Raw genomic sequence first — 23,508 nt, 5'->3', positions numbered from 1 at the left:
AGCAGTTTGCCGCCTATTGGTCCCGGGTGCTGACTTCGATCCTCAACCGATCAACGCTTTCTTCCCGACACTCGATGGAGACTGGCAAAAAACGCCCGATCACGGCGATGTTGCTGTGCAAATGCTCGGTCATCCCGGGGGTCGTAAACGAGCCCGATCCGGCCAGCGCCATCGGCAACAACAGTTGATCGGCGAGATGCTCGGCCACCGCTGCACCACTGCGCAACCAGGCGTCTGCCTGATTGATCGCAACGTCCGCAACGGCCTCTGCGCGCAGTGAAGCCTGGCCAAACGCGCTGAATACTTCCGTGACGTGTTCAAACGCATACTCCAGCAACAACACGTTACCCGGCCCGCAATCCGGATCAAGGCTGATGGCATTCATCGCCGCTGACGGCATATTCAAACGCCGGGCCACACGGTCAAGCTCACGTCTGGCGATGCCCGATGCGAGCCCTGCCGTCAGCGCAAACGCCTTTTGCGAAAGCGCCGAGCCGCGATCGCACACATGCAACGCTGACAGTTTCGACGGCTGCACCGTAACCTCGATTTCGCCGCCACCCGCAGGAACGAAGCCATGACGAAGCAGCTTAAGATCGACCTCGGCGCCCATGCGTCGCATCAACGGCAACCAGCTGCGGGTGAGGAAATCGGTTGGCGGCGCCAACGGATTATGGGTGCCACCGCTGATCCATACCCGACTGGCTTGCGGCGCCCGCAACAACGCGGGTAGCAACGTCTGCAACACCAGTGTGCAACTGCCGGCAGTACCGATGGCAAAGCGGTATTCGCCGCCGCGAATCGGCCCGGGCTCGAAGCTCAGTGCCTGCGAACCCAATTCTGCGCCCTGGGTCCTTGCCCCACAGACCTGCGCCGCCGCCATCACGGCGGTCAGGTGCTGGCGTAACAAGCCTGGACGACTGCGTTTGGCACGAATCCGCTCAATGCGAAATGGCCGCCCTGTCACCATCGACAGGCTCAACGCACTGCGCAACACCTGGCCACCGCCGATGGCACCGTCCAGTTCAATCACGTCCTGTTTCATTTTCTTCCTTATGCGTACAACCCGACGGTTTCTCTGAGGTATCGATCGAGCTGACTGGAGTCCTCCCGGGTTCTGGCCAATGTCGGGACTTCGCGCTTGAGTTCCCTGGCGATGAAGTCATGCAACGCCGGACGACGAGGACCGTAGGCGCTCTCATCGGCATTGCGTTTGAGCGCCAGCAGCTCGTCGACCTCTTCGAGCAACGCCCGGTCATCGACAGTGCTCAGCAGGTCTGCGAACGTCATCGGTGGCCGGCCACGTCCTTGATCGATCCAGCGCACGGCCATCAGAGGCCGCAATACGTAGAAGTACTTCTTGAACCTCACGCTGTCGCCCTGCAAATAGCCACGGAAGTTCTTCTTTGCCATCGACAGGTAGTGATTGCGCGCGGCCGGCGGGCTGTAGAACGCCTCGGCAAGCGCCCGAAGTTGAGAGACTGCTGCAGTTTCGCTGCGGTACACCAGCGGCGAGTCGAGCCACTCCAACAATGTCGGATTGGACTTTCGCAACAGCCCGAGGGTTTTGCGCAGCTCCCAGCCGCTCACATCAAGTTCATCATCCAGCGGTCGCTCGATCACGTCCCGTGGTGCATCGACCTGGACGAACCACTCGGGTTTCTCCACATAAACGAAGCGCACGTCGTAATCACTGTCGGTCGAGGCAAATCCCCAGGCCCGACTGCCCGATTCACAGGCATACAACACCGTGACATTACGCTCGCGCTCTATGCGCGCCAGCTCTTCCAGCACCCGGGCGCGCATGGCGCTGCACAGCGGGTGACGCTCTTCAAAATTCATGTCCTTCAATCCTTGTTCCAGCGAGCCTTGCGGCACGCGCTATCCCTTGACGCACACCACCTGACGCAAGGTATGCAGCACTTCCACCAGCTCGCGCTGGGCGTGCATGACTTTGTCGATATCCTTGTAGGCCATCGGAATTTCATCGATCACCGCGGCGTCCTTGCGGCATTCAACGTGCGCAGTGGCACGGATCTGATCCTCGACCGTGAAGGTGTTTTTCGCTCGGGTACGACTCATGGTCCGTCCGGCACCGTGGCTGCAGGAGCAAAACGACTCCTCATTGCCCAAGCCGCGAACAATGAAGCTCTTGGCGCCCATCGAGCCAGGGATGATCCCCAACTCACCCTTCTTCGCCGATACCGCACCTTTGCGGGTGACCAGAATGTCTTCGCCGAAGTGCCGCTCTTTCTGCACGTAGTTGTGATGGCAGTTCACCGCCTCCAGCGCTACCTCGAAAGGCTTGCGGATAATCTGCCGCGTCGCCTGAATCACGGCCTGCATCATCAATGCGCGGTTCTGCCTGGCGAAGTCCTGGGCCCAGCCCACCGCCTCCACGTAATCATCAAAGTGCCGGCTGCCTTCTTCGAAGTAGGCCAGGTCACGGTCCGGCAGATTGGCAATGTGCTGACGCATATCCGCTTGGGCCATTTGAATGAACAGGTTGCCGATGGCGTTGCCAACACCGCGCGAGCCGCTGTGCAACATGAACCAGACCCGGTTGGCTTCATCCAGGCACACTTCGATGAAATGGTTGCCGCTGCCCAGCGTTCCGAGATGTCCGCGGTTGTTGGTATTGGCCAGTTTCGGGTACTTGTCGGTGATTGCCTTGAACCGTGGATGCAACGCCGCCCACGCCTGATCGGCCTCCTTCGGAATCTCCCCCCAGGCGCCCTTGTCCCGCTGCGAGCGGGTCGAACTGCGGCCATGAGGCACCGCCTGTTCGATGGCACTGCGCAGACCGTGCAGGTTGTCCGGCAGATCGGCAGCGGTCAGAGAAGTCCGCGCGGCAATCATGCCGCAGCCGATATCGACCCCGACCGCCGCCGGAATGATCGCGCCCACGGTGGGAATCACGCTGCCAATGGTCGAGCCCTTGCCCAGGTGGACATCCGGCATTACGGCGAGATGCTTGAAGATGAAGGGCATCTTCGCCGTGTTCATCAGTTGCTCGCGGGCTTCGTTTTCCACCGGGACGCCTTCGGTCCAGAGCTTGATCGGCTTGCCGTTGGCAACTTCCAGCAGTTGGTACGTGTTTTCTTTCATCATCTCGATTCTTTATTGTCTGGCCAATAATCCGGCGCTGTTACACAGCCGTCGGCGACAAGGTCGGGTGAAACATGCAGCGCGCTCTACCGCTGAGCTACGACCCTTCGGCCGACGGGATTCGAACCCGTGCGCACGCTGTCCTGTAGTTCCACCGGCATTCGCCGGGCAAATTCGAAAAAGGTGGCACGACAAAGGTTGATGACTGTTGCGCGTCGCCGCGCACCGGGGTTAGCCGGCCTCAGATGTACAGCCATCGGCATTCGTGCCGTCACGTGCACTGACAAGGGTTTGATGAGACGTCTTGGATGTAGTCCCAGCGGCATTCAGTGCCCGTGACAAATCAGTTATTCAGCTTCATTCCATACGTTCGATCGCTTCGACCCAGTGCTGCGGGCCGTATCGACCGGCGGTGAATTGCTCGATCACATCAAACACCGCGTCACTGAAACCGCCGACATTCAGGATGTCGCCGCGATCCGCCGCCGGTGTCGCCCAACCCGGCTGCAGGTCGATACAAATCAGGCGTGCCTGCGGGTTGATCCGCTTTATCCGCTCCCATTGCAGCATCGTTTCGCTCGCCCCTCGACGTCGCGCATCGATCCAGGATTCGTTGTCCGACACCATGATCAGCGTGTCGACCTTGGCCCTGCGGTCTGCCAGCTTCTTCAGCGGCGCCGAGCAGCAGGTTCCGCCACCGAAAATGCCTGCAAGCTTTTCGGCATTGCTGATTACACTGTCCCGCGGGTTGAGCGTGATATCCACCACGTCGACCTCGAACGGCATCACTCGCGCGGCCGGCTGTTTGCGCAACACCGCTGCCGCGATCAACGCCGCCACATCGATGCAGCGAACTGCTGTGGTCGCACCCTGTCGGTAACCGGTCAGCGGGCTGCCCATCGACCCGGAGACGTCCGGGCAGACCACCACCGCGCCTTCAAGCTTCGGCACATTGGCCAACGACAACTCAAGTGCATCTTGCAGCGCCTCACGTATTGGCGCCGGAACGTCATCACCAACCATTCGGTACGCCGTCAGCAACTGGTACGGATACACCCGCGCCTTGGCGACTGCTTCGGGATCCGCCAACCGTCCGGCCACGTACTCGGTGCAACCCGGCACTTCAAAGGCACCATGGCGCGCAAGGGTGTTGAGGTTGATGCGAAGCCCCTGCCAGCCCATGTTTTGCGCTTGAGCGGCCCATTGCTCCTTGCTCAGGGTCTCGTTGCCGAGCAATTGAAAAGGCACCTCGGCTACTCGATCACTTACACCGCTACGAAACGCCAGCAGATCGCGGGTCAGTTCCGGCAGCGCTTGTACGTCCACCGGTTTGCCGATCAGCCAGGCGAAGAACGCTTCGCGCCAGGCTTCGGACGGTTTGGGGTGAACCATTTTCACCACATCCGCCAGCGAGGGCTGATTACCGATCGACGCTTGCAGCAGTTGCCGCTCGGTCGCGCTGTTCAGCCAGTCCTGAACCAGTCGCTTGGGCTGCGAGCCGAGGGATTTACGCCCGGTGGCACCACTACGCAGAATCTGTACGAAGTTGCGCAGCATCTTGCCACTGTCCACGATCTCTCCGAACACCTCCGGTACCAATACCGAACGCTGGGCGGTCAGCGCCGCCAGCAACAAGGCCGGCATGTCTTTCATATGGCCTTTTTGGCGGGCGTATATAGCAGCGTTGGCTACAAAGCGGCTGTCCAGTTCGGCCACCAGTTTCAACACCTGATCCAGCTGGTTTTGCGCCGTTGCGTAAAAGGTCTGGTTCAGACAACCGGTCACTGCCAACTGGGCCAATTGATGCTTGGGCGTATAGGCATAAGCTGCGGCTCCCGAAGCATTCACGGTATCGCACGCCGGCAGGTTGTTCGATTGTGTGTTGAAGAGATTCAAGTTGGCCATCGTGGCGTCTCGCTGTGTTGTCCTGTTCGTTGCGAGAGATATTGCAGCCGCCGTGCCAGTTTTGAAAAAATCCATTTATTTATATTCATGTTATTGATTTATATAGTTTTTTTATTTTCGAAGAGTCGATCTCTGAACATTAAGCACGACAAGACGATTCGCCAAACACTATCATTTGATATCGTCGTTTATCTTTTGAGATAGCCATGCAAAACAAGCGCACTGTTGCCATCGGTTTCATCGGAGCAACCCTCGATCGCGTAAGCAAAGGTGCCAATCGCTGGAACCATTGGCGCCCGAGCGTGGGCCTGTGCCAGCAGCCGGATGTACTGATCCATCGACTGGAATTGATTCACGGCACAGACGCCCGGGACGTCAGCCTTGCCGAGCGGATTCGCGAAGACATTCGCCAGGTATCGCCTGAAACCGAGGTCTGCCTGCACCCGATGACGCTGCGCAACCCGTGGGATTTCGAGGAGGTCTACGGCGCGCTGCACGACTTCACCACCGAATACACCTTCGATACCGAGCGCGAGGACTATCTGGTCCACATCACCACCGGTACCCACGTTGCGCAGATCTGCTGGTTCCTGCTGACCGAGGCGCGCTACCTGCCGGCACGACTGATCCAGACCTCCCCCGCCCGCCGCAAGAGCGAAGACGAGCTGGCTACTGGTACCCACGCGCTGATCGATCTGGATTTGTCGCGCTACGATCGAATTGCCACTCGCTTTACCAACAAGCGGCTGGAAGGCCTGGAGTTTCTTAAATCCGGCATCGCCACACGCAACGCCGCGTTCAACCGCTCCATCGAACAGATTGAACGCGTCGCTGTGCGCTCGAAAGCGCCGATGCTGCTGATCGGCCCGACCGGGGCCGGCAAATCCTTCCTCGCCCGGCGGATCTATGAGCTCAAACGCGGCCGCCACCAGATGCAGGGACGCTTCGTTGAAGTGAACTGCGCCACCCTGCGCGGCGACGGCGCGATGTCCGCGCTGTTCGGCCACGTCAAAGGCGCCTTCACCGGCGCGCAAAATGCCCGCGACGGCCTGTTGCGCGCCGCCGACGGTGGCATGTTGTTTCTCGATGAAATCGGCGAACTGGGTGCAGACGAACAAGCCATGCTGCTCAAGGCCATTGAGGAGAAACGTTTCTTCCCGCTCGGCTCGGACAAGGAAGTCGACAGCGACTTTCTGATTATCGCCGGCACCCATCGCGATCTGCGCAGCCGTGTCGCTGAAGGCTTGTTTCGGGAGGATCTCTACGCCCGAATCAACCTCTGGACGTTCGACCTGCCGGGCCTGGCGGGTCGGCGCGAAGACATCGAACCGAACATCGACTTCGAACTTGAACGCCACGCGCGCGAACACGGCCAACTGGTACGCTTCAACCTCGAAGCGCGCAGGCGCTATCTGGCCTTTGCCAGCTCACGCGAAGCGGCATGGCTGGGTAATTTTCGCGAACTGTCAGCCTCGATCACACGCATGGCAACACTGGCCGACAGCGGGCGAATTGATGAAGTGCAGGTGCAGGAAGAAATTGATCGACTTCGTTATGCCTGGGGACTGAAGCAACCGGGACGAATGACGGACGATTTGCCGGGAGACGCCGAAGGCATGGACCTGTTTGACCGATTGCAATTGAAGGCCGTACTGGCAGTGTGTAGAGAGTCAGATAGCTTGTCGGATGCCGGCAGACGCTTGTTCGGCGTATCGCGCCAGGCGAAGGCACAACCCAATGATGCGGACCGATTGAGAAAGTATCTGGGACGGTTTGGAATTGAATGGAGCCAGGTGACCGATGCCAAAGAATCAGCCGCAAAGTAAAACGGCAGCAACCGCTGCCGAAATAGAACGTTCGATCCAGGCCCTGAACAACATGGCGGAACGTCTTTGGGGCGATGGTCGCGAAGCCGAAGCCAAGGCACTCCTTGACGCTCTGGATGCGCTAAATCATGCACTCGACAGAATCAGGATTGGAGAAAGTCGCAGGGCTGCGACGCTCCATTAAGATGAACGCCAAGACAGTCAACAGAACCTGGGACAATCTACAACAGCATGAATCACTTGCGCTCGGAAGACCGGCCGATTTCCTCGCGAGTCGGCATGGTCCAGTCCGAGGGGCGCCGCTCGTAAATAGAGTCTTCACGATCATGGCCGTCGTAACCGAACATCAGCAAATACAATCCAAACGCTGTTGCCGCCAATATCGCCCTGCCAACCGGGCTGGCATCTTTAGCTAAACCACCCGGCCCAATGACCACCCAACCGCCACGCAGGTAAGCGAAGACGGCTTGCATAAACCACGCCTGCATCGCCAGGGACAGCCAGAAAAGGCTCCATTCTCCCGTGTAGCGCACAAAGGCATTCACCAGAGCCGCTGCAACCATCAAAGTTAGTATCAGATAGCGAAAGCGCTTGAGGAACGTCAAAGGATGGTTCGTGTGCTCCATGACTTTCACTGCCTCCAAATTTTGCCGGCACACTCTGATTTCCGATATTGGCCGTTTCAGGCGATTCTGATCAGCAGCTGTGGGCGATCAAGGAAATGAACGAGCAACTGTGAAACAAAGGCGAAGAGAAGTCCCGCAAATGCCACGCACATGAAAAAGCCCAACTCGCTAAAGTTGGGCTAAGTCATTGAATTATATGGTCGGGACGGAGTGATTCGAACACTCGACCCCTAGCACCCCATGCTAGTGCGCTACCGGACTGCGCTACGCCCCGACTAGGTTTGAAACTCGTTCTCCATCTCGAAGAACGCTCAAGAATATATCGCAAGCTTTTGAAAACTGGAAGTATTTAAAAGCAGGAAATTATTTCTTGAGGACCACCAGAACATCTTCGAGCTCGGCGATCATCTGGCGGATCATTTGCTTGTATTGGGTTGTATCGTCTTTGGCTTCATCACCGGACAGGCGCAGACGCGCACCGCCGATGGTGAACCCTTGATCGTAAAGGAGCGCGCGGATCTGCCGGATCATCAGCACGTCCTGGCGCTGATAATACCGGCGGTTTCCGCGGCGTTTGACGGGGTTGAGCTGAGGAAACTCCTGCTCCCAGTAGCGCAGCACGTGCGGCTTTACCGCACACAGCTCGCTGACTTCACCAATGGTGAAGTAGCGTTTGCCCGGGATGACGGGTAGTTCGTCGTTATGACTTGGTTCCAGCATAAGCCTCAACTCGGGCTTTCAACTTCTGCCCTGGACGAAAGGTGACCACACGGCGAGCCGTGATCGGGATTTCTTCCCCCGTTTTCGGGTTGCGGCCAGGCCGCTGGCGCTTGTCCCGAAGGTCGAAATTGCCGAAACCCGACAATTTGACCTGCTCGTTGTCTTCAAGAGCGTGCCTGATTTCCTCGAAAAACAGTTCGACCAATTCCTTGGCTTCCCGCTTGTTCAGGCCCAGCTCTTCATACAGACGTTCCGCCATCTCAGCTTTCGTCAAAGCCCCCATACGTCACTTCCTTAACGTGGCGTTCAACCTTTGTTCGAGCGAGGTGAGGATATTTTGCGTCGTCGAGTTCACCTCATCGTCATTAAGAGTGCGCGATGGATGCTGCCAGGTCAAGCCGACTGCAAGGCTTTTTCTATCAGGATCAATACCTTTACCCTGATACACGTCAAACAGCCTGAGATCCGTGAGCCATTCGCCTGCATTTTCACGGATTACGTCCAGTACAGCCGAGGCTGCAACGTCTTTGTGCGCAATCAGTGCAAGGTCACGACGCACTTCAGGAAAGCGCGACAACTCGTGGAATTTCGGCATTTTACCCAAAGCGACTTCAGCCAGAACCAGCTCGAAGACGAAGACCGGACGGTCGAGACCCAAGGATTTCGACAGTTCAGGGTGAATCGCACCGATAAAGCCGACTTCACGCCCTTCACGCTCGATGCGCGCGGTTTGACCCGGGTGCAGCGCCGGGTGTTTGCCCGGAGTGAAAGTGAACGAATCCAGCGCACCGGCAAAGCCCAGCACCGCTTCCACGTCAGCCTTGACGTCGAAGAAGTCCACGGTATCGCGACCTTGCGCCCAGCCTTCCGGCAGACGGCTACCGCAGACAACACCGGCCAGCATCGGCTCTTGCTTCAGGCCTTCCAGCTGACCAACGAAGCGCAGACCGCTCTCGAACAAACGGACGCGATCCTGTTGACGGTTGAGGTTGTGCTGCAGCGCCTTGACCAGACCCGGCCACAGCGACGAACGCATGGCGGCCATGTCATTGGAGATCGGGTTCGCCAACAGCAGCGGCTCGACACCTGGATTGAACAGTTCGAATTGCTTTGGATCGATGAAACTATAGGTGATCGCTTCCTGATAACCACGAGCGACCAACAGACGACGCAGCTCCGGCAGATCGCTGCGCGCTTCAGCCTTGGCTTGCGGCGCCAGACGAGCTTGCGGGTAACGAACCGGCAGACGGTTGTAACCGTACAGACGCGCCAGTTCTTCGATCAGGTCGACTTCCAGGCTGATATCGAAGCGATGGCTCGGTACTTCTACGCGCCATTGCCCTGCCCCGTCGGCGGAAACCTTCAGGCCCAAAGCATTGAGCAGACGCTCGACTTCGGCCGAATCCATTTCCATACCCAGCATCTGGGTGATGCGCTGAGCACGCAAAGTGATCGGCGCGATCGACGGCAAGTGCTGCTCGCTGACGGCTTCGATGATCGGGCCGGCTTCGCCACCGGTGATTTCCAGCAGCAGGCCAGTGGCACGCTCCATGGCTTCACGGGCCAATTGCCAGTCCACGCCACGCTCATAGCGGTGCGAAGCATCAGTGTGCAGACCGTAGGAGCGAGCCTTGCCCGCCACAGCGATCTGGTCGAAGAATGCACTTTCAAGGAACACGTCGCGAGTGGTCGCGGATACACCGCTGTGCTCGCCACCCATCACGCCGGCAATGGCCAGAGCGCGAGTGTGGTCGGCGATCACCAGCGTATCGCTACGCAGGCTGACTTCCTGACCGTCGAGCAGAACGAGCTTCTCGCCCTCTTCCGCCATGCGCACACGAATGCCGCCATTAATTTCCGCGAGGTCGAAAGCGTGCAGCGGCTGACCCAGTTCAAGCATCACGTAGTTGGTGATGTCGACGGCGGCGTCGATGCTGCGGACTTCGGCGCGACGCAGGCGCTCCACCATCCACAGCGGCGTAGGCTTGGACAGGTCAACATTGCGGATGACTCGACCCAGGTAACGCGGACACGCAGCAGGCGCCAGCACTTCTACCGAGCGCACTTCATCGTGCACAGCCGGAACGGTCATCACCACAGGACGAGTGACAGGAGCGTCGTACAGCGCACCCACCTCACGAGCCAGACCGGCCAGGGACAGGCAGTCGCCGCGGTTCGGGGTCAGGTCGACCTCGATGCTGGCGTCTTCCAGATCCAGATAAACGCGGAAATCTTCGCCCACCGGCGCATCGGCCGGCAGCTCCATCAGACCGTCATTGCCTTCACCGACCTGCAGCTCGGATTGCGAGCACAGCATGCCGTTGGACTCGACGCCACGCAGCTTGGCCTTCTTGATCTTGAAGTCGCCCGGCAGCTCGGCACCGATCATGGCGAACGGAATCTTCAGGCCCGGACGCACATTTGGCGCACCGCACACGACCTGGAAGGTTTCCGCACCATTGCTCACCTGGCACACACGCAACTTGTCGGCGTCAGGGTGTTGTTCGGTACTCAGAACCTCACCCACCACTACACCACTGAATGCACCGGCGGCCGGCGTAACGCTATCGACCTCAAGACCGGCCATCGACAGACGAGCAACCAGCTCGTCGCGATTTACCTGCGGGCTGACCCAGCCACGCAGCCATTGTTCACTGAATTTCATCCTGCTCTCCTAAAAATTCGTTACGACTAGCGAAATTGCGCGAGGAACCGCAAGTCGTTGTCGAAGAACAGACGCAAGTCGTTCACGCCGTAACGCAGCATGGCCAGACGCTCGACGCCCATGCCGAAGGCAAAGCCCGAGAACTCTTCCGGGTCGATCCCGGACATGCGCAGCACATTCGGGTGAACCATGCCGCAGCCCATGACTTCCAGCCAGCCGGTCTGCTTGCAGACACGGCAACCTTTACCGCTGCACATCACGCATTCCATGTCGACTTCAGCGGATGGCTCGGTGAACGGGAAGTAGGAAGGACGGAAACGTACTGCCAGTTCTTTCTCGAAGAACACCCGCAGGAACTCTTCGATAGTCCCTTTCAGGTCGGCGAAATTGATGTCGCGATCGACCAGCAGGCCTTCGACCTGGTGGAACATCGGCGAGTGGGTGATATCGGAGTCGCTGCGATACACACGGCCTGGGCAGACGATGCGGATCGGCGGCTGCTGCGATTCCATGGTGCGGACCTGTACCGGTGAGGTATGGGTGCGCAACAGCATGTTCGCATTGAAATAGAAGGTGTCGTGCATCGACCGGGCCGGGTGATGGCCTGGGATGTTGAGCGCCTCGAAGTTGTGATAATCGTCTTCGACCTCAGGGCCTTCGGCAATGCCGTAGCCGATGCGGGTGAAGAACTGTTCGATACGTTCCAGAGTCCGGGTTACCGGATGCAGACCACCGGAGGTCTGACCACGGCCCGGCAGGGTTACGTCAATGGATTCGGCGGACAGTTTGGCAGCCAGTTCGGCCTCTTCAAACAGAGCCATGCGCGCATTGAGAACGCCTGTGACACGTTCCTTGGCAACGTTGATCAGGGCGCCGACCTGCGGACGCTCCTCTGCTGGCAAATTCCCCAGGGTCTTCATCACCTGAGTCAATTCACCCTTTTTGCCAAGGTATTGAACCCGGATTTGCTCCAGGGCATTGATATCTTCAGCGCTTTGCACAGCCTCTAGTGCTTGAGAGACCAGCGCATCCAGGTTTTCCATGTACAGACTCCAGATACAAAATAGGGGAAGAGCTTGAAGGCTCTTCCCCTATTTATGACGTTTACCACCTGACCCCACAGAGGTGAGGCCGGGTGACTGTCGGGGGTACTTAAGCCAAGGTGGCTTTAGCTTTCTCGACAATCGCGGCAAACACCGCTTTTTCGTTCACTGCCAGATCAGCCAGAACCTTACGGTCGATCTCGATGGACGCTTTTTTCAGGCCAGCGATGAAACGGCTGTAGGACAGACCGTTAACACGAGCACCAGCGTTGATACGAGCGATCCACAGAGCGCGGAACTGACGTTTTTTCTGACGACGGTCACGGTAGGCGTATTGGCCTGCCTTGATTACCGCTTGCTTGGCAACACGGAATACGCGCGAGCGAGCGCCGTAGTAGCCTTTAGCAAGTTTCAGAATTTTTTTGTGACGTTTACGGGCAATGACGCCACGCTTTACACGAGCCATGAGTTACTTCCTCTATTCTTGATCCAAAAATTAACGAAGGCGCAGCATGCGCTCGACTTTTGCCACGTCAGACGGATGCAGCAAGCTGCTACCGCGCAGTTGACGCTTACGCTTGGTCGACATTTTGGTCAGGATGTGGCTCTTGAAAGCGTGCTTGTGCTTGATACCGTTAGCAGTTTTCAGAAACCGCTTAGCAGCACCACTTTTGGTTTTCATCTTTGGCATGTTCGGATACTCCGCATTCAGTTGATAAACATAATCAGAAGGCCTGCCGTGCCCTGTTGATTACTTCTTCTTTTTCGGGGCGATGACCATGATCAGCTGGCGTCCTTCCATCTTAGGATGCTGTTCGACCGAACCGTACTCGAGCAGGTCTTGTTCAACCCGCTTGAGGAGTTCCATCCCCAGCTCCTGGTGGGCCATCTCACGGCCGCGGAATCGCAAGGATACCTTGGCCCTGTCCCCGTCACTCAGGAAACGTACCAGGTTGCGCAGTTTTACCTGGTAATCCCCTTCCTCCGTCCCTGGACGAAACTTGATTTCTTTTACCTGAATCTGCTTCTGGTTCTTCTTCGCCGCAGCAATCTGCTTCTTCTTTTCGAAGATCGACTTGCCGTAGTCCATCACACGGCAAACCGGTGGGACTGCGTCTGCAGAGATTTCTACCAGATCAAGCTTTGCTTCTTCAGCGATACGAAGCGCTTCATCAATCGAGACGATGCCAATCTGCTCGCCGTCAGCGCCAATTAACCGAACCTCGCGTGCCGAGATATTCTCGTTGATCGGGGCTTTCGGTGCAGTTCGTTTATCTTGTCTCATTTCACGCTTAATAATAATTACTCCGAATCTGGGCGACCACGCCGGGAAACCGCTTGCGCGAGAAACTCAGCGAACTGGGCGACGGGCATCGAGCCCAGGTCAGCACCTTCACGAGTACGCACAGCGACAGTCTGCATCTCGACTTCCTTATCCCCAATAACCAAGAGATATGGAACCTTGAGCAAAGTATGCTCGCGGATTTTAAAGCCGATCTTTTCATTTCTCAAGTCAGACTTGGCACGAAACCCGCTTTCGTTGAGAGTTTTTTCGACCTGAGCAACAAAATCTGCCTGTTTATCAGTGATATTCATGATCACTGCCTGGGTTGGCGCCAGCCACGCAGGGAATGCACCTTCGTAGTGCTCGATCAGAATCCCGACGAAACGCTCGAACGAACCGAGGATCGCACGGTGCAACATGACCGGATGCTTGCGGCTGTTGTCTTCGGAGACGTATTCGGCACCAAGACGCACTGGCAGGTTGAAATCGAGCTGCAAAGTACCACATTGCCACACGCGACCGAGGCAATCTTTCAGCGAGAATTCAATCTTCGGACCATAGAAAGCGCCCTCACCCGGCTGCAGATCGTACGGAAGGCCCGCGCTATCAAGGGCCGCAGCCAAGGCTGCTTCGGCGCGATCCCACAGCTCGTCGGAACCAACGCGTTTTTCCGGACGAGTGGACAGTTTCATTTCGACGTCGGTGAAGCCGAAGTCGCGGTAAACATCCATGGTCAGTTTGATGAACGCAGCGGATTCGGCCTGCATCTGCTCTTCGGTGCAGAAAATGTGGGCGTCGTCCTGAGTGAATGCACGCACGCGCATGATGCCGTGCAGCGCACCCGACGGCTCGTTACGGTGACAGGCACCGAACTCGGCCAGACGCATCGGCAGCTCGCGGTAGCTCTTCAGACCCTGGTTGAACACTTGCACGTGGCAAGGGCAGTTCATCGGCTTGATCGCGTAGTCGCGGCTTTCCGACTCGGTGGTGAACATGTTGTCAGCGTAGTTGGCCCAGTGACCGGACTTTTCCCACAGGCTACGGTCAACGACTTGCGGCGTCTTGATCTCGAGATAGCCGTTGTCACGCTGCACCTTGCGCATGTACTGCTCGAGTACCTGGTACAGAGTCCAGCCATTCGGGTGCCAGAACACCATGCCCGGCGCTTCTTCCTGGGTGTGGAACAGGCCCAGGCGCTTGCCGATCTTGCGGTGATCGCGCTTTTCAGCTTCTTCGATTCGCTGGATGTACGCTGCCAACTGCTTCTTGTCAGCCCATGCGGTGCCGTAAACGCGCTGCAATTGCTCGTTCTTGGCATCACCGCGCCAGTAGGCACCGGACAGCTTGGTCAACTTGAAGGATTTCAGGAAGCGAGTGTTCGGCACGTGCGGACCGCGGCACATGTCGACATATTCTTCGTGATAGTACAGGCCCATGGCCTGCTCGTTCGGCATGTCCTCGACCAGGCGCAGCTTGTAGTCTTCGCCACGGGCTTTGAACACTTCGATCACTTCGGCACGCGGAGTGACCTTCTTGATGACGTCGTATTCGGTGTCGATCAGCTGTTGCATGCGCTGCTCGATGGCAGTCATGTCGTCCGGAGTGAAAGGACGCTCGAAGGCGATGTCGTAATAGAAGCCTTCGTCAATGACCGGGCCGATGACCATTTTGGCCGTCGGGTACAGCTGCTTGACCGCGTGGCCAACCAGGTGGGCGCAAGAGTGGCGAATGATCTCCAGCCCCTCTTCATCCTTTGGCGTGATGATTTGCAGCGTTGCGTCGCTGTCGATGATGTCGCTGGCGTCAACCAGCTTGCCGTTCACCTTGCCGGCCAGGGTGGCCTTGGCCAGGCCTGCACCGATGGATGCGGCGACCTCGGCTACGGAAACCGGGTGATCGAATGAACGTTGACTGCCGTCGGGAAGAGTAATAGTTGGCATGGCGCCTCCTCTCCTAGTGGTGACCCCTACCAAAGGTCACGTGGGTTGGGATGAGCCAGTACAAGATCCGATCCAGGCCATTCAATGACGAACGCCTGCCTTACAGCGGCAGGAGCCTTGCGGCCAACCGGAAAACCGAACCAGAGTGACTGGGATTCAAATCAGAGTATTCGCACGTCGCCGCTGCCGGGACTGAAGGTCATCCGGAGCCTGCGAACGCCCGAGTCGGCCATGCTAGCACAGATGAACGGTCACACACGCACTCTGGTTTTACCGGCAGGCAAATCGTCTGTTTTGTGCCAGAGTGATGAACTTGATCGGCCACTCAGCCATCAGATAACAAGACATCGACCCACAAGGAGCATCCTCGCATGCGTCTGAACACCCTATTCGCCGCAGTCGTCCCTTTAGTTCTGCTGTTGCCGCTGAGCGCGCAGGCTGCCTGGCCGAAAGGCGTCAAAGAGCAATACATGAACGACTGCACAAAAGCGGCCAGCCAAAGCGTCAACCCGACGGTAGCCAAACAACACTGCACCTGTGGCGCTGATGTCCTGGAGAAGAAATTCACCACACAGGAAATCTCTCAGCTGATGGACAAGAACACCCCGCCGAGCGGTGAGCTGGGTCAGCGCGCACTGAAGGAAATCTCGGTTTGCCGAGTGCAGAAATAGACCCTGGCGAGCGGATTTAAGGGCATTCAGAGAGCGAAAAACGGCCGGAATGCCCCTGAATCCGATATTTTATGCAGGTTTTATAGCTTTTTTTACACCCCGCCGAATTGGCTGAAAGCCTCTGAAACCGGGGGTTACAGACATTCAAACTGTCGAAGCGTCTGCAATATGAAAGCAAACAGCACGTCCGGGGGGCTACCAAAGCGAACATTTCGACTATGATACCCCGGTGTGCCCAGTTGGCCTGAGCAGCACAGTACTACTGAAAATATATGTTTCTTGGAGATACACCATGTCTAATCGCCAAACCGGCACCGTTAAATGGTTCAACGATGAAAAAGGCTTCGGCTTCATCACTCCTCAAGGTGGCGGTGACGACCTGTTCGTACACTTCAAAGCTATCGAATCCGACGGTTTCAAAAGCCTGAAAGAAGGCCAGACCGTTTCCTTCGTGGCTGAGAAAGGCCAAAAGGGTATGCAAGCTGCACAAGTTCGCCCAGAGTAATTTCCCGGCGCACTAAAAAAACCCCGTCCATGTGACGGGGTTTTTTATGCGCGTGACAAAAGTCTGTACAACTCAGCCACAGCTGGCCCGAGTGACCACCAGATTGTTGTCGGTATTGAGGTTCAGCCGATCAGACCGGTACTCAAGGGTGATCATGTCGTCAGGCTTGAGGAACCGGGCATTCTGCGCGCCGGCCTTTTTGCGCGCCTGATCCAGCAATTCCGGCGAAGCCTTTTTGCCGACGGCGAACTCTGCAGCGGTTGCCTCGCAACGACTGTGACCGGTTTCGGTTGCCACGGGATCCTTCTGCGACTCGCTGGACGTGGTAGTGCAGCCAGCCAGCATGGCAACTGCCATCAGAGTACCCAGTGACGCGAGCTTCCAAGGCATGAAGCCTCCTTTTTTCAATAGTTGAGCGAACATCGTGCGACCGCCAATACAGCGTTTGGTTTCATGACCTGCGCCACTCCCCTGCCCCACGATCAGAAAAACGGCGAGTTTGCCTCAGCAACGCCCGATCCTTCTTCATACAATCGTCACTGAATATGACCAGTGCTCAGTAGACATCAATGTAGTCAAAGGGCGGATTCGGCCAGTTGTCCTTGAGCGCATTGAAGATTTGCATCACCCAGACCTCGTCACTGGCCGCAACGTTGCCCACATAACCCGAGCCCTTGGCCCAAGTCTCCAGGCGAAACGACAAGCCATCGATAGCCTGGCCACCCGTGACGCCCGAAGAGATATATGCAATGCCGCCCTTGGTTACGCGTAACTGGGTGTGCTCATCGTCGCTGGCCGAAGCCAGCATCAGACGCACGGCGTCCAGCGTCAGGCCGCCGGGGGAATTCAAATCGATTTGCACAACTCAGGCCCTTGGTCATTTCGAAGACGACCAAGTGTCGCATAGCCCTGCGCTCATGCCTAAGTCGCAGTGCCAAACACCGGCCAAAGTGGTTAACTCAAGATTCCAGTCCCGTAACCTTCCGAGCCCATCATGACGACCGTAAGCATCTCAGCCGACATCAAGGCCCACTGGCCACAAGGCCATAGTTCTTACAGTCCGGGCAGTCCGGAGGAACTGGCATTGATCAGCATCGACCTGCTGGTCAAGACGCTGGGAACACAAGCCGCGCAATCATTTATTGCCCAGCTGTTCGAGAAGTATCCGGATGACTTCAAGGGCACATCGGACATCGAGAAAGAATAAAAATGGCCCGCAGGCTGGCACCTGCGGGCCTGTTGCTTACTTCAGACGCTTCAGGCGTTCAGTCAACAGATCGAAGAAGCCCTGAGCATCACCGTTTTCCACCCAGAAGGCATTTTTCGGGGCTTTCAGGCCGTCATACCAGTCGACGATGGTCTGCCCGAAGGTCGGACCTTCACGGCTATCAACCACCACGTTCACCGAACGGCCGGTGAACAGTTCTGGTTTGAGCAGGTAAGCCACGACCGTGGCGTCATGCACCGGACCACCCGGAATGCCGTAGTGTTCCATATCGCCCTTGATGTACTCGTTGAGGATATCGCCGACAATCTTGCTCGCGTTGTTGTTCAGCGCCGCGATCTGTTTCAGGCGTGCATCGCTGGTGAGGATCTTGTGGGTGACATCCAGCGGCAGGTAAGTCAGCTTCACGCCGCTCTTGAGCACGACTTCAGCCGCTTGCGGATCGGCGTACAGGTTGAATTCGGCCACAGGAGTGATGTTGCCACCGTTGAAGTGCGCGCCACCCATGATGACCACTTCCTTGATGCCCTGAACGATCTCCGGCTCCTGGATCAGTGCCAGCGCGAGGTTGGTTTGCGGCCCGAGCATGGCAATGGTGATGCTGTGCGGTTTGGCTTTTTTCAGAGTGTCGATCAGGTAGTTGACCGCATTGCCTTCAGCCAGGCCTTTTTTCGGCTCATGCACGGTGACACCCGACAGGCCTTCCTTGCCATGGATGTTCTCGGCGTAGATCGGTGTGCGCATCAACGGCCTCGGTGCGCCGGCGTAAACCGGCACCTCTTCACGCCCGGCCCACTCGCGGGCCAGTCGCGCATTGCGTGATGTCTTGTCGAGACGCACGTTGCCAGCCACGGTGGTCAGCGCGCGAATGTTCAGCTCCTCCGGCGATGCCAGAGCAAACAACAGGGCCACTACATCATCGGCACCCGGATCGGTATCGATGATCAGATCGATCTTTTCCGCCGCCTGGGCGCCGGTCGCGGTTATCACGGACAAAAGCAGCAGGCTCCGGATCAGTTGGTGAATTTTTTGAGCATAGCGGTGCATGGCGCATTCCTTGTGCATTTGAAATCAGAAAAGGGACTGAGCCCCGTTAAAACGTTACCCCGGCCACCAGCACGATGTTGCAGTACGGCTGACATTCGCCTGTACGAACAATCGCTCGCGCCTGTCGGCTGAGAGCCTTGAATTGCTCATGACCGAGCAGATCGCGCCGCCCCAGCGCACCTTCTTCATTCAATACGTCCAGCGAAGCCAGCGCAGTGGGTTGCTTGTCGAAGATTTCCTGGGCGAGCACATGACTTTCCACCTGCATTTCGCTGAGCACGATCTTCAGGGTGCTGACGAAATCCGGAACACCGTGGGTCAGCGCGAGGTCGATCAACTCGACACCCGGCGGCACGGGCAAGCCGGCATCACCGATCACGACGATGTCGCCATGACCCAGGGAGGCGATAAGCCGAGACAGCGCGATATTGAGCAATGGTGTCTTTTTCATGCGGGTTTGAACGCCTGTACGTCGGATGAAGTGGGAATGGACGGCTGGGCACCCGCACGAGTAACAGACAGCGCCGCAGCTATCTGACCAAAACGAATGGCCTCGACCTCGGTTTTGCCGGCGGCCAGCGCCGCCGCGAAACCGCCGACGAAGGTGTCCCCGGCAGCCGTGGTATCGACCGCTTTCACTTTGGGTGCAGGAAAGTGCTGGTAACCCGAGCCGTTGGCGAACAACGCACCCTGAGCACCCAGCGTGACGATCACGTTGCCGGCGCCCATGGAAATCAGTTGTGCAGCTGCTTTTTCAGCGCTTTCCAGCGAGTCCACCGACAAACCGCTGAGGGCTGCGGCTTCGCTTTCATTGGGAATCAGGTAGTCGATGGAAGCAAACCAGTCCGCCGGCAATGGACGGCTGGCCGGGGCCGGATTCAGGATGACCGTCTTGCCCAGTTCACGACCGCGCTTGAGCGCATGACCGACGGTGGCATCGGGAATTTCCAGCTGACAAATAATCACATCCGCCGCCTGCAATACCGCGTCGAACTGGTCGATCACCGCAGGCGTCATCGAACCGTTAGCCCCGGCAACGATGACGATAGCGTTCTGACTGTTGTCATCGACCACAATCAGCGCTACGCCACTGGAGTCCTCGACCACGCTGACCGCCTGACAATCGATCTGCTCGACCAGCAATGCCTCGCGCAATTGCACGCCATAGTCGTCATTGCCGACACAACCGACCATCGACACCTGAGCGCCCAACCGGGCGGCGGCCACCGCCTGGTTGGCACCCTTGCCACCTGACACAGTCGCGAACGAATGTCCGATCAGTGTCTCGCCACCCCGGGGCAAACGAGGCGCCCGGGTGACCAGGTCCATGTTCAGACTGCCTATTACCACTACATTTGCAGGCATACACCACTACTCATCAATTCGGTTTCAGCGATATTCGGTAAACACGCCAGCCAGCGGCGCAGTCGACTCTCGCAAGACAATACTCGGGGTCACGATCCGCTGATCCGTAGCCAGATCCGGGGTAGCAATTCTTCGCAGCAACACTTCCGCCGCCATCTCGCCCAACTGCAGGATCGACTGCCCCACAGTGGTCAGCGCCGGGTACACGTACCGGCTCATCTGGATATCGTCGAAGCCGATCACCGACAACTGCGCAGGTACGCGCACATTGCGCTCGGCGGCGGCGCGCAGCACACCGATGCCGATCATGTCGTTGCCGGCAAAGATTGCACTGGGGGGATTGCCCCCAAGCAAAACCGCAGCCGCGTTGTAGCCGCCAGTGCTGGTGAAATCGCTTTCCAGCATCCGCAATGGAGGTACTTCAATACCTGCCTCTTTCAAGGCGCGGCAAAATCCGGCCTGACGCATTTGCGCAACACTGGTGCTCGCCGGACCGCCAATCGTGGCGATATCGCGATGGCCGAGTTCGATCAGGTGCCTCGTTGCCAGATAGGCGCCATATTCATGGTCGATGCGCACGAGATCGGCGTCCACCCCCTCCAGCCCCCGGTCAACGATCACCATCGGCGTCTTGACTCCGGCCAGACCTTGCACCAGGCCACTGTCACCGCCAGCGGAGGCGACAATCAAGCCATCGATGCGTTTCTCCAGCAGCACCCGAAGGTAGCTGCGCTGCTTTTCCGGATTGTCGTCGGAGTTGCAGAGGATTACGCAGTAGCCATTACGCTCACAGTAATCCTCGATCCCCCGGGCCAGTTCGGCAAAGTACGGGTTAAGACTGTTGGGCACCAGCAAGCCGATGGTGGCAGTGGTCTTGGCCTTCAGCGATCGGGCAACGGCACTCGGCACGTAGTCGAGGCTCTTGATCGCCGCCTCGACTTTCAGCCGCACTTCCTGGCTCACCGGCCGGGTGTTGTTCACAACATGGGAGACGGTCGTGTAGGAAATTCCCGCAAGCGCCGCCACATCCTTGATTGTCGCCATGTCTCAGCCCCGCCGGCTTGCGCGTTGGCTGCGATACGTATCGAGCACTACCGCGATGACGATCACTGCGCCGGTGATGATGCGCTTGGTCGGCTCGGTTGCGCCGATCTGCGCCAGACCGGCCGCCAGGACGGAGATGATCAAGACCCCGAAGAACGTACTGATGACCGAACCACGGCCGCCCATCAGGCTGGTGCCGCCGATGACCACCGCAGCGATCACTTGCAGCTCAAGGCCTGAACCGGCATTCGGGTCGGCCGCTTCCAGGCGGGAAATCTGGAACAGCGCCGCGATACCGGCCAGCAGCCCCATCAGACTGAACACCAGAATCTTGTAGGGCTTGGGATTGATGCCCGCCAGCCGTACAGCTTCCTCGTTGGTACCGATGCCGATCAGATAGCGACCGAACACGGTTCGGGTCAACACCGCTTGAGCAATGAAGATCACCAGCAAGGCGATGATGAACGACGGCGAAATACCAAAGGCAATCGGGTTCGACAGCCACGCAAACGAGTCACCGATGTAGGCCGTGCGCGAACCGGTCATCTGATACGCCAGACCCCGGGCCATCTCCAGCACGCCGAGCGAAACGATGAACGACGGAATTCGCCACGCAACCGTGATCGAGCCGGTCACCGTACCGGCCAGTGCCGCCACTGCCATGCCAAGCAGTGCGGCCGGCAGGACACTCCAGCCCCAGCCCAGGATCGCCACGCTGACGGTCGATGCCGCAAGCGCCAGCACCGAGCCCACCGACAAGTCGATTCCGCCGATGATCAGCACGAAGGTCATGCCCACCGCCAACACCATCAGGTCGGGGATCTGGTTGGCCAGGGTGCTAAAGGTGTTGTACGACAGGAAGTGGCTGCTCATGACCGAGAACAGCGCAACCATCGCCAGCAGGGCACCGGCCAGGCCCAGGTAAGTGCCCAGGCCGTAGAAGTTGCCACTACGTTTACCGGCAGAAGATGCAGTTTTCATGGGAGATCCCTAGGCGCTGCTTCGTTGAGCAACGCATCACGTTTTTGGTAGCCGGCGAACGCGGCGGCAAGCAAGTCATCCTGGGTCCAGCTGTCGCGTTCGAACGTGTCGATCAGACGCCCCGCCGACAATACCCCGATGCGGTCGCAGATCAGCATCAGCTCGCGCAGGTCGCTGGAGACCACCACCAACGCCTTGCCCTGCCGGGTCAGCTCACCCAGCAGGTTATAAATGTCGAACTTGGCACCGACGTCGATACCGCGAGTTGGCTCATCGAACAGCAACACCGAACAATCGCGCTCCAGCCAGCGGCCGATCACGACTTTTTGCTGGTTGCCGCCGGACAGTTCGGACACCAGTTGAGTCGGGCTGGAACTGCGGATGCGCATGGCATCGATCTGCCGTTTGGCCAGGGAGATTTCATCACCATTGTTGACGAAACCACCGCTGGAAATTTCCGGCATATTGCCCAGGGCAATGTTGGCGCTGATCGACTGGCTCAGCAGCAGGCCCTCACCCTTTCGGTCTTCAGTGATCAGGGCGATGCCATTGCGCACTGCGTCGACCGGCGAGCGGATACTCACCACTTGCGCTGGCGAACCGAGGGCAACGCTGCCGCTGTCGGCAAGATCGGCGCCGAAGATCAGGCGCAGCAGTTCCGTGCGCCCTGCCCCGATCAATCCGGAAACGCCGAAAATCTCACCGGCACGCACTTCGAAGGACACGTCGCGAACCTTGTCGGAACGAGTGAGGCCTTTCACCGTCAACGCAGGAGCACCGATATTTCGCGGGCCCATGTCCATGTGTTCGCCCAGCTCGCGGCCGACCATCAGGGTGACCAGTTGCTCGCTGTTGTAATTGGCCATCGGCTCGACGCAAACAAGATTGCCGTCACGCAGCACGGCAATGCGCTGTGCGACTCGGGCCAGCTCTTCGAGACGGTGGGAGATATAAATGATCGCAACGCCTCGCGCCTGCAGCCGGGTGATCTGCTCGAAGAGCATTTCGACTTCGCGAGCGGTGAGCATCGCGGTCGGCTCGTCGAGAATCAGCACATGGCAATCGCCGATCAGGTTACGCGCGATCTCGACCATTTGCTGGTGACCGATACCCAGCTCGCCAACCAGCGTGTCGGGATCGATGGCATCCAGGCCGACCTGGGCCATGGCTTCGATGGCAGCCTTGCGCAGCTGTTTGCGACTGATCCAGCCACCGTTGCTTGGCAGGTTGTCGAGAAACAGGTTTTCCGCTACCGAAAGGGTCGGCAACAGATTGAGTTCTTGCATGACCATGCGCACGCCAAGCTCTTCGGCCTGGGTACGGCTGCCAGGGCGGTATTCCTTGCCCTGGAACTGCATCTGCCCGGTGGTCGGGGTCACCAGACCACCGATAATTTTCGACAGGGTACTTTTACCGGCACCGTTCTCGCCGGTCAGTGCCAGCACTTCACCGCGCATCAGCGTCAAGTCGATGCCGGTGAGCACCGGCTGCGCATAGGTCTTACCGATACCGCTGACCGAGAGGACAGCGTTCGGGGCGGAAACTGACATAA

Annotated in this window: 26 protein-coding genes and 1 tRNA gene; 5 read left to right on the top strand and 22 right to left on the bottom strand. The window is 58.1% G+C overall.

Translation table 11 applies throughout. The annotated features are described in order from the left end of the window. Positions 1-13: 13 nt before the first annotated feature. From rtcA to CAG02_RS26135, 4 genes are all read right to left on the bottom strand, one after another. Positions 14-1,045 carry an RNA 3'-terminal phosphate cyclase gene (gene rtcA / locus CAG02_RS26150; RefSeq protein ID WP_085712038.1) on the bottom strand — a complete coding sequence of 344 codons (1,032 nt, stop codon included), beginning with the start codon at positions 1,043-1,045 and terminating at the stop codon, positions 14-16. 8 nt (positions 1,046-1,053) lie between these two features. After that, complete coding sequence (locus CAG02_RS26145; protein WP_085712037.1) at positions 1,054-1,842, bottom strand: nucleotidyltransferase domain-containing protein; 789 nt, start codon at positions 1,840-1,842, stop codon at positions 1,054-1,056. Between the two features lie 39 nt (positions 1,843-1,881). Beyond that, complete coding sequence (locus CAG02_RS26140) at positions 1,882-3,108, bottom strand: RtcB family protein (RefSeq protein ID WP_085712128.1); 1,227 nt, start codon at positions 3,106-3,108, stop codon at positions 1,882-1,884. Between the two features lie 357 nt (positions 3,109-3,465). Beyond that, on the bottom strand, positions 3,466-5,013 hold the full coding sequence (locus tag CAG02_RS26135) for a TROVE domain-containing protein (RefSeq protein ID WP_085712036.1): 1,548 nt from the start codon (positions 5,011-5,013) through the stop codon (positions 3,466-3,468). A 206-nt stretch (positions 5,014-5,219) separates the two neighbouring features. On the opposite strand from CAG02_RS26135, the gene rtcR reads away from it, so the two are divergent. Both rtcR and CAG02_RS26125 read left to right on the top strand, forming a co-directional pair. After that, complete coding sequence (rtcR, locus tag CAG02_RS26130) at positions 5,220-6,839, top strand: RNA repair transcriptional activator RtcR (protein WP_085712035.1); 1,620 nt, start codon at positions 5,220-5,222, stop codon at positions 6,837-6,839. Further along, on the top strand, positions 6,814-7,023 hold the full coding sequence (locus CAG02_RS26125) for a hypothetical protein (RefSeq protein WP_085712034.1): 210 nt from the start codon (positions 6,814-6,816) through the stop codon (positions 7,021-7,023). Before rtcR ends, CAG02_RS26125 begins: the two co-directional genes overlap by 26 nt. Before the next feature lie 52 nt (positions 7,024-7,075). On the opposite strand, the gene CAG02_RS26120 is transcribed toward CAG02_RS26125, so the two are convergent. The 10 genes from CAG02_RS26120 to thrS form a co-directional block, all read right to left on the bottom strand. Beyond that, the gene (locus CAG02_RS26120; protein WP_085712033.1) at positions 7,076-7,465 is read right to left on the bottom strand and encodes a hypothetical protein; all 390 of its coding nucleotides are present in this window, start codon (positions 7,463-7,465) and stop codon (positions 7,076-7,078) included. A gap of 197 nt (positions 7,466-7,662) precedes the next feature. Then, positions 7,663-7,739: transfer RNA gene (locus CAG02_RS26115), tRNA-Pro, on the bottom strand. Between the two features lie 89 nt (positions 7,740-7,828). Beyond that, entirely contained in the window at positions 7,829-8,185 is a 357-nt protein-coding gene (locus CAG02_RS26110) for a MerR family transcriptional regulator (protein WP_003179985.1), read from the bottom strand. Further along, positions 8,166-8,468, bottom strand: a complete 303-nt coding sequence (gene ihfA, locus CAG02_RS26105; protein ID WP_002553164.1) for an integration host factor subunit alpha — start codon at positions 8,466-8,468, stop codon at positions 8,166-8,168. The genes CAG02_RS26110 and ihfA overlap by 20 nt, the downstream gene beginning before the upstream one ends. A 3-nt stretch (positions 8,469-8,471) precedes the next feature. Further along, on the bottom strand, positions 8,472-10,850 hold the full coding sequence (pheT, locus tag CAG02_RS26100) for a phenylalanine--tRNA ligase subunit beta (RefSeq protein WP_085712032.1): 2,379 nt from the start codon (positions 10,848-10,850) through the stop codon (positions 8,472-8,474). Between the two features lie 26 nt (positions 10,851-10,876). After that, a complete protein-coding gene (gene pheS / locus CAG02_RS26095; RefSeq protein ID WP_085712031.1) occupies positions 10,877-11,893 on the bottom strand; it encodes a phenylalanine--tRNA ligase subunit alpha in 1,017 nt (338 codons plus the stop codon). A 109-nt stretch (positions 11,894-12,002) separates the two neighbouring features. Continuing rightward, a complete protein-coding gene (rplT, locus tag CAG02_RS26090) occupies positions 12,003-12,359 on the bottom strand; it encodes a 50S ribosomal protein L20 (RefSeq protein WP_007913489.1) in 357 nt (118 codons plus the stop codon). Between the two features lie 30 nt (positions 12,360-12,389). After that, complete coding sequence (gene rpmI / locus CAG02_RS26085) at positions 12,390-12,584, bottom strand: 50S ribosomal protein L35 (protein ID WP_002553160.1); 195 nt, start codon at positions 12,582-12,584, stop codon at positions 12,390-12,392. Between the two features lie 60 nt (positions 12,585-12,644). Then, positions 12,645-13,196, bottom strand: a complete 552-nt coding sequence (infC, locus tag CAG02_RS26080) for a translation initiation factor IF-3 (protein ID WP_170929631.1) — start codon at positions 13,194-13,196, stop codon at positions 12,645-12,647. Further along, positions 13,196-15,118 (bottom strand): threonine--tRNA ligase, encoded by a 1,923-nt coding sequence (thrS, locus tag CAG02_RS26075; RefSeq protein WP_085689202.1) that lies wholly within the window; start codon positions 15,116-15,118, stop codon positions 13,196-13,198. Before thrS ends, infC begins: the two co-directional genes overlap by 1 nt. A gap of 371 nt (positions 15,119-15,489) precedes the next feature. Between thrS and CAG02_RS26070 the strand changes: the two genes are divergently transcribed. Then, positions 15,490-15,789, top strand: a complete 300-nt coding sequence (locus CAG02_RS26070) for a hypothetical protein (RefSeq protein WP_085712030.1) — start codon at positions 15,490-15,492, stop codon at positions 15,787-15,789. A gap of 292 nt (positions 15,790-16,081) precedes the next feature. Further along, on the top strand, positions 16,082-16,294 hold the full coding sequence (locus CAG02_RS26065) for a cold-shock protein (RefSeq protein WP_003179963.1): 213 nt from the start codon (positions 16,082-16,084) through the stop codon (positions 16,292-16,294). A gap of 72 nt (positions 16,295-16,366) precedes the next feature. On the opposite strand, the gene CAG02_RS26060 is transcribed toward CAG02_RS26065, so the two are convergent. Continuing rightward, positions 16,367-16,684, bottom strand: a complete 318-nt coding sequence (locus CAG02_RS26060; protein ID WP_085712029.1) for an I78 family peptidase inhibitor — start codon at positions 16,682-16,684, stop codon at positions 16,367-16,369. 166 nt (positions 16,685-16,850) lie between these two features. Then, entirely contained in the window at positions 16,851-17,156 is a 306-nt protein-coding gene (locus CAG02_RS26055; RefSeq protein WP_085712028.1) for a hypothetical protein, read from the bottom strand. Positions 17,157-17,288: 132 nt separating this feature from the next. Between CAG02_RS26055 and CAG02_RS26050 the strand changes: the two genes are divergently transcribed. Further along, positions 17,289-17,501 (top strand): hypothetical protein, encoded by a 213-nt coding sequence (locus tag CAG02_RS26050; RefSeq protein WP_085712027.1) that lies wholly within the window; start codon positions 17,289-17,291, stop codon positions 17,499-17,501. Positions 17,502-17,537: 36 nt separating this feature from the next. Here CAG02_RS26050 and CAG02_RS26045 read toward each other — a convergent pair whose 3' ends face one another. The 6 genes from CAG02_RS26045 to CAG02_RS26020 are packed head-to-tail and all read right to left on the bottom strand — an operon-like array spanning position 17,538 to position 23,506. Continuing rightward, the gene (locus CAG02_RS26045) at positions 17,538-18,566 is read right to left on the bottom strand and encodes a nucleoside hydrolase (protein ID WP_085712026.1); all 1,029 of its coding nucleotides are present in this window, start codon (positions 18,564-18,566) and stop codon (positions 17,538-17,540) included. A 46-nt stretch (positions 18,567-18,612) separates the two neighbouring features. Continuing rightward, the gene (rbsD, locus tag CAG02_RS26040) at positions 18,613-19,017 is read right to left on the bottom strand and encodes a D-ribose pyranase (RefSeq protein WP_085712025.1); all 405 of its coding nucleotides are present in this window, start codon (positions 19,015-19,017) and stop codon (positions 18,613-18,615) included. Then, positions 19,014-19,931, bottom strand: a complete 918-nt coding sequence (gene rbsK / locus CAG02_RS26035) for a ribokinase (RefSeq protein ID WP_085712024.1) — start codon at positions 19,929-19,931, stop codon at positions 19,014-19,016. The genes rbsD and rbsK overlap by 4 nt, the downstream gene beginning before the upstream one ends. A 24-nt stretch (positions 19,932-19,955) precedes the next feature. Next, a complete protein-coding gene (locus CAG02_RS26030; protein WP_085712023.1) occupies positions 19,956-20,975 on the bottom strand; it encodes a LacI family DNA-binding transcriptional regulator in 1,020 nt (339 codons plus the stop codon). 3 nt (positions 20,976-20,978) lie between these two features. Continuing rightward, the gene (locus CAG02_RS26025; RefSeq protein ID WP_025111208.1) at positions 20,979-21,956 is read right to left on the bottom strand and encodes an ABC transporter permease; all 978 of its coding nucleotides are present in this window, start codon (positions 21,954-21,956) and stop codon (positions 20,979-20,981) included. Beyond that, positions 21,953-23,506: a sugar ABC transporter ATP-binding protein gene (locus tag CAG02_RS26020; RefSeq protein ID WP_085712022.1), complete on the bottom strand. Its 1,554-nt coding sequence runs from the start codon at positions 23,504-23,506 to the stop codon at positions 21,953-21,955. Before CAG02_RS26020 ends, CAG02_RS26025 begins: the two co-directional genes overlap by 4 nt. Between the last annotated feature and the right edge of the window lie 2 nt (positions 23,507-23,508).

The sequence above is a fragment of the Pseudomonas sp. R43(2017) genome, assembly GCF_002112345.1.
GTDB lineage: Bacteria > Pseudomonadota > Gammaproteobacteria > Pseudomonadales > Pseudomonadaceae > Aquipseudomonas > Aquipseudomonas kribbensis.
Note: the sequence above shows the minus strand (reverse complement) of the source record. Positions and strands in the feature narration are given on the sequence as shown.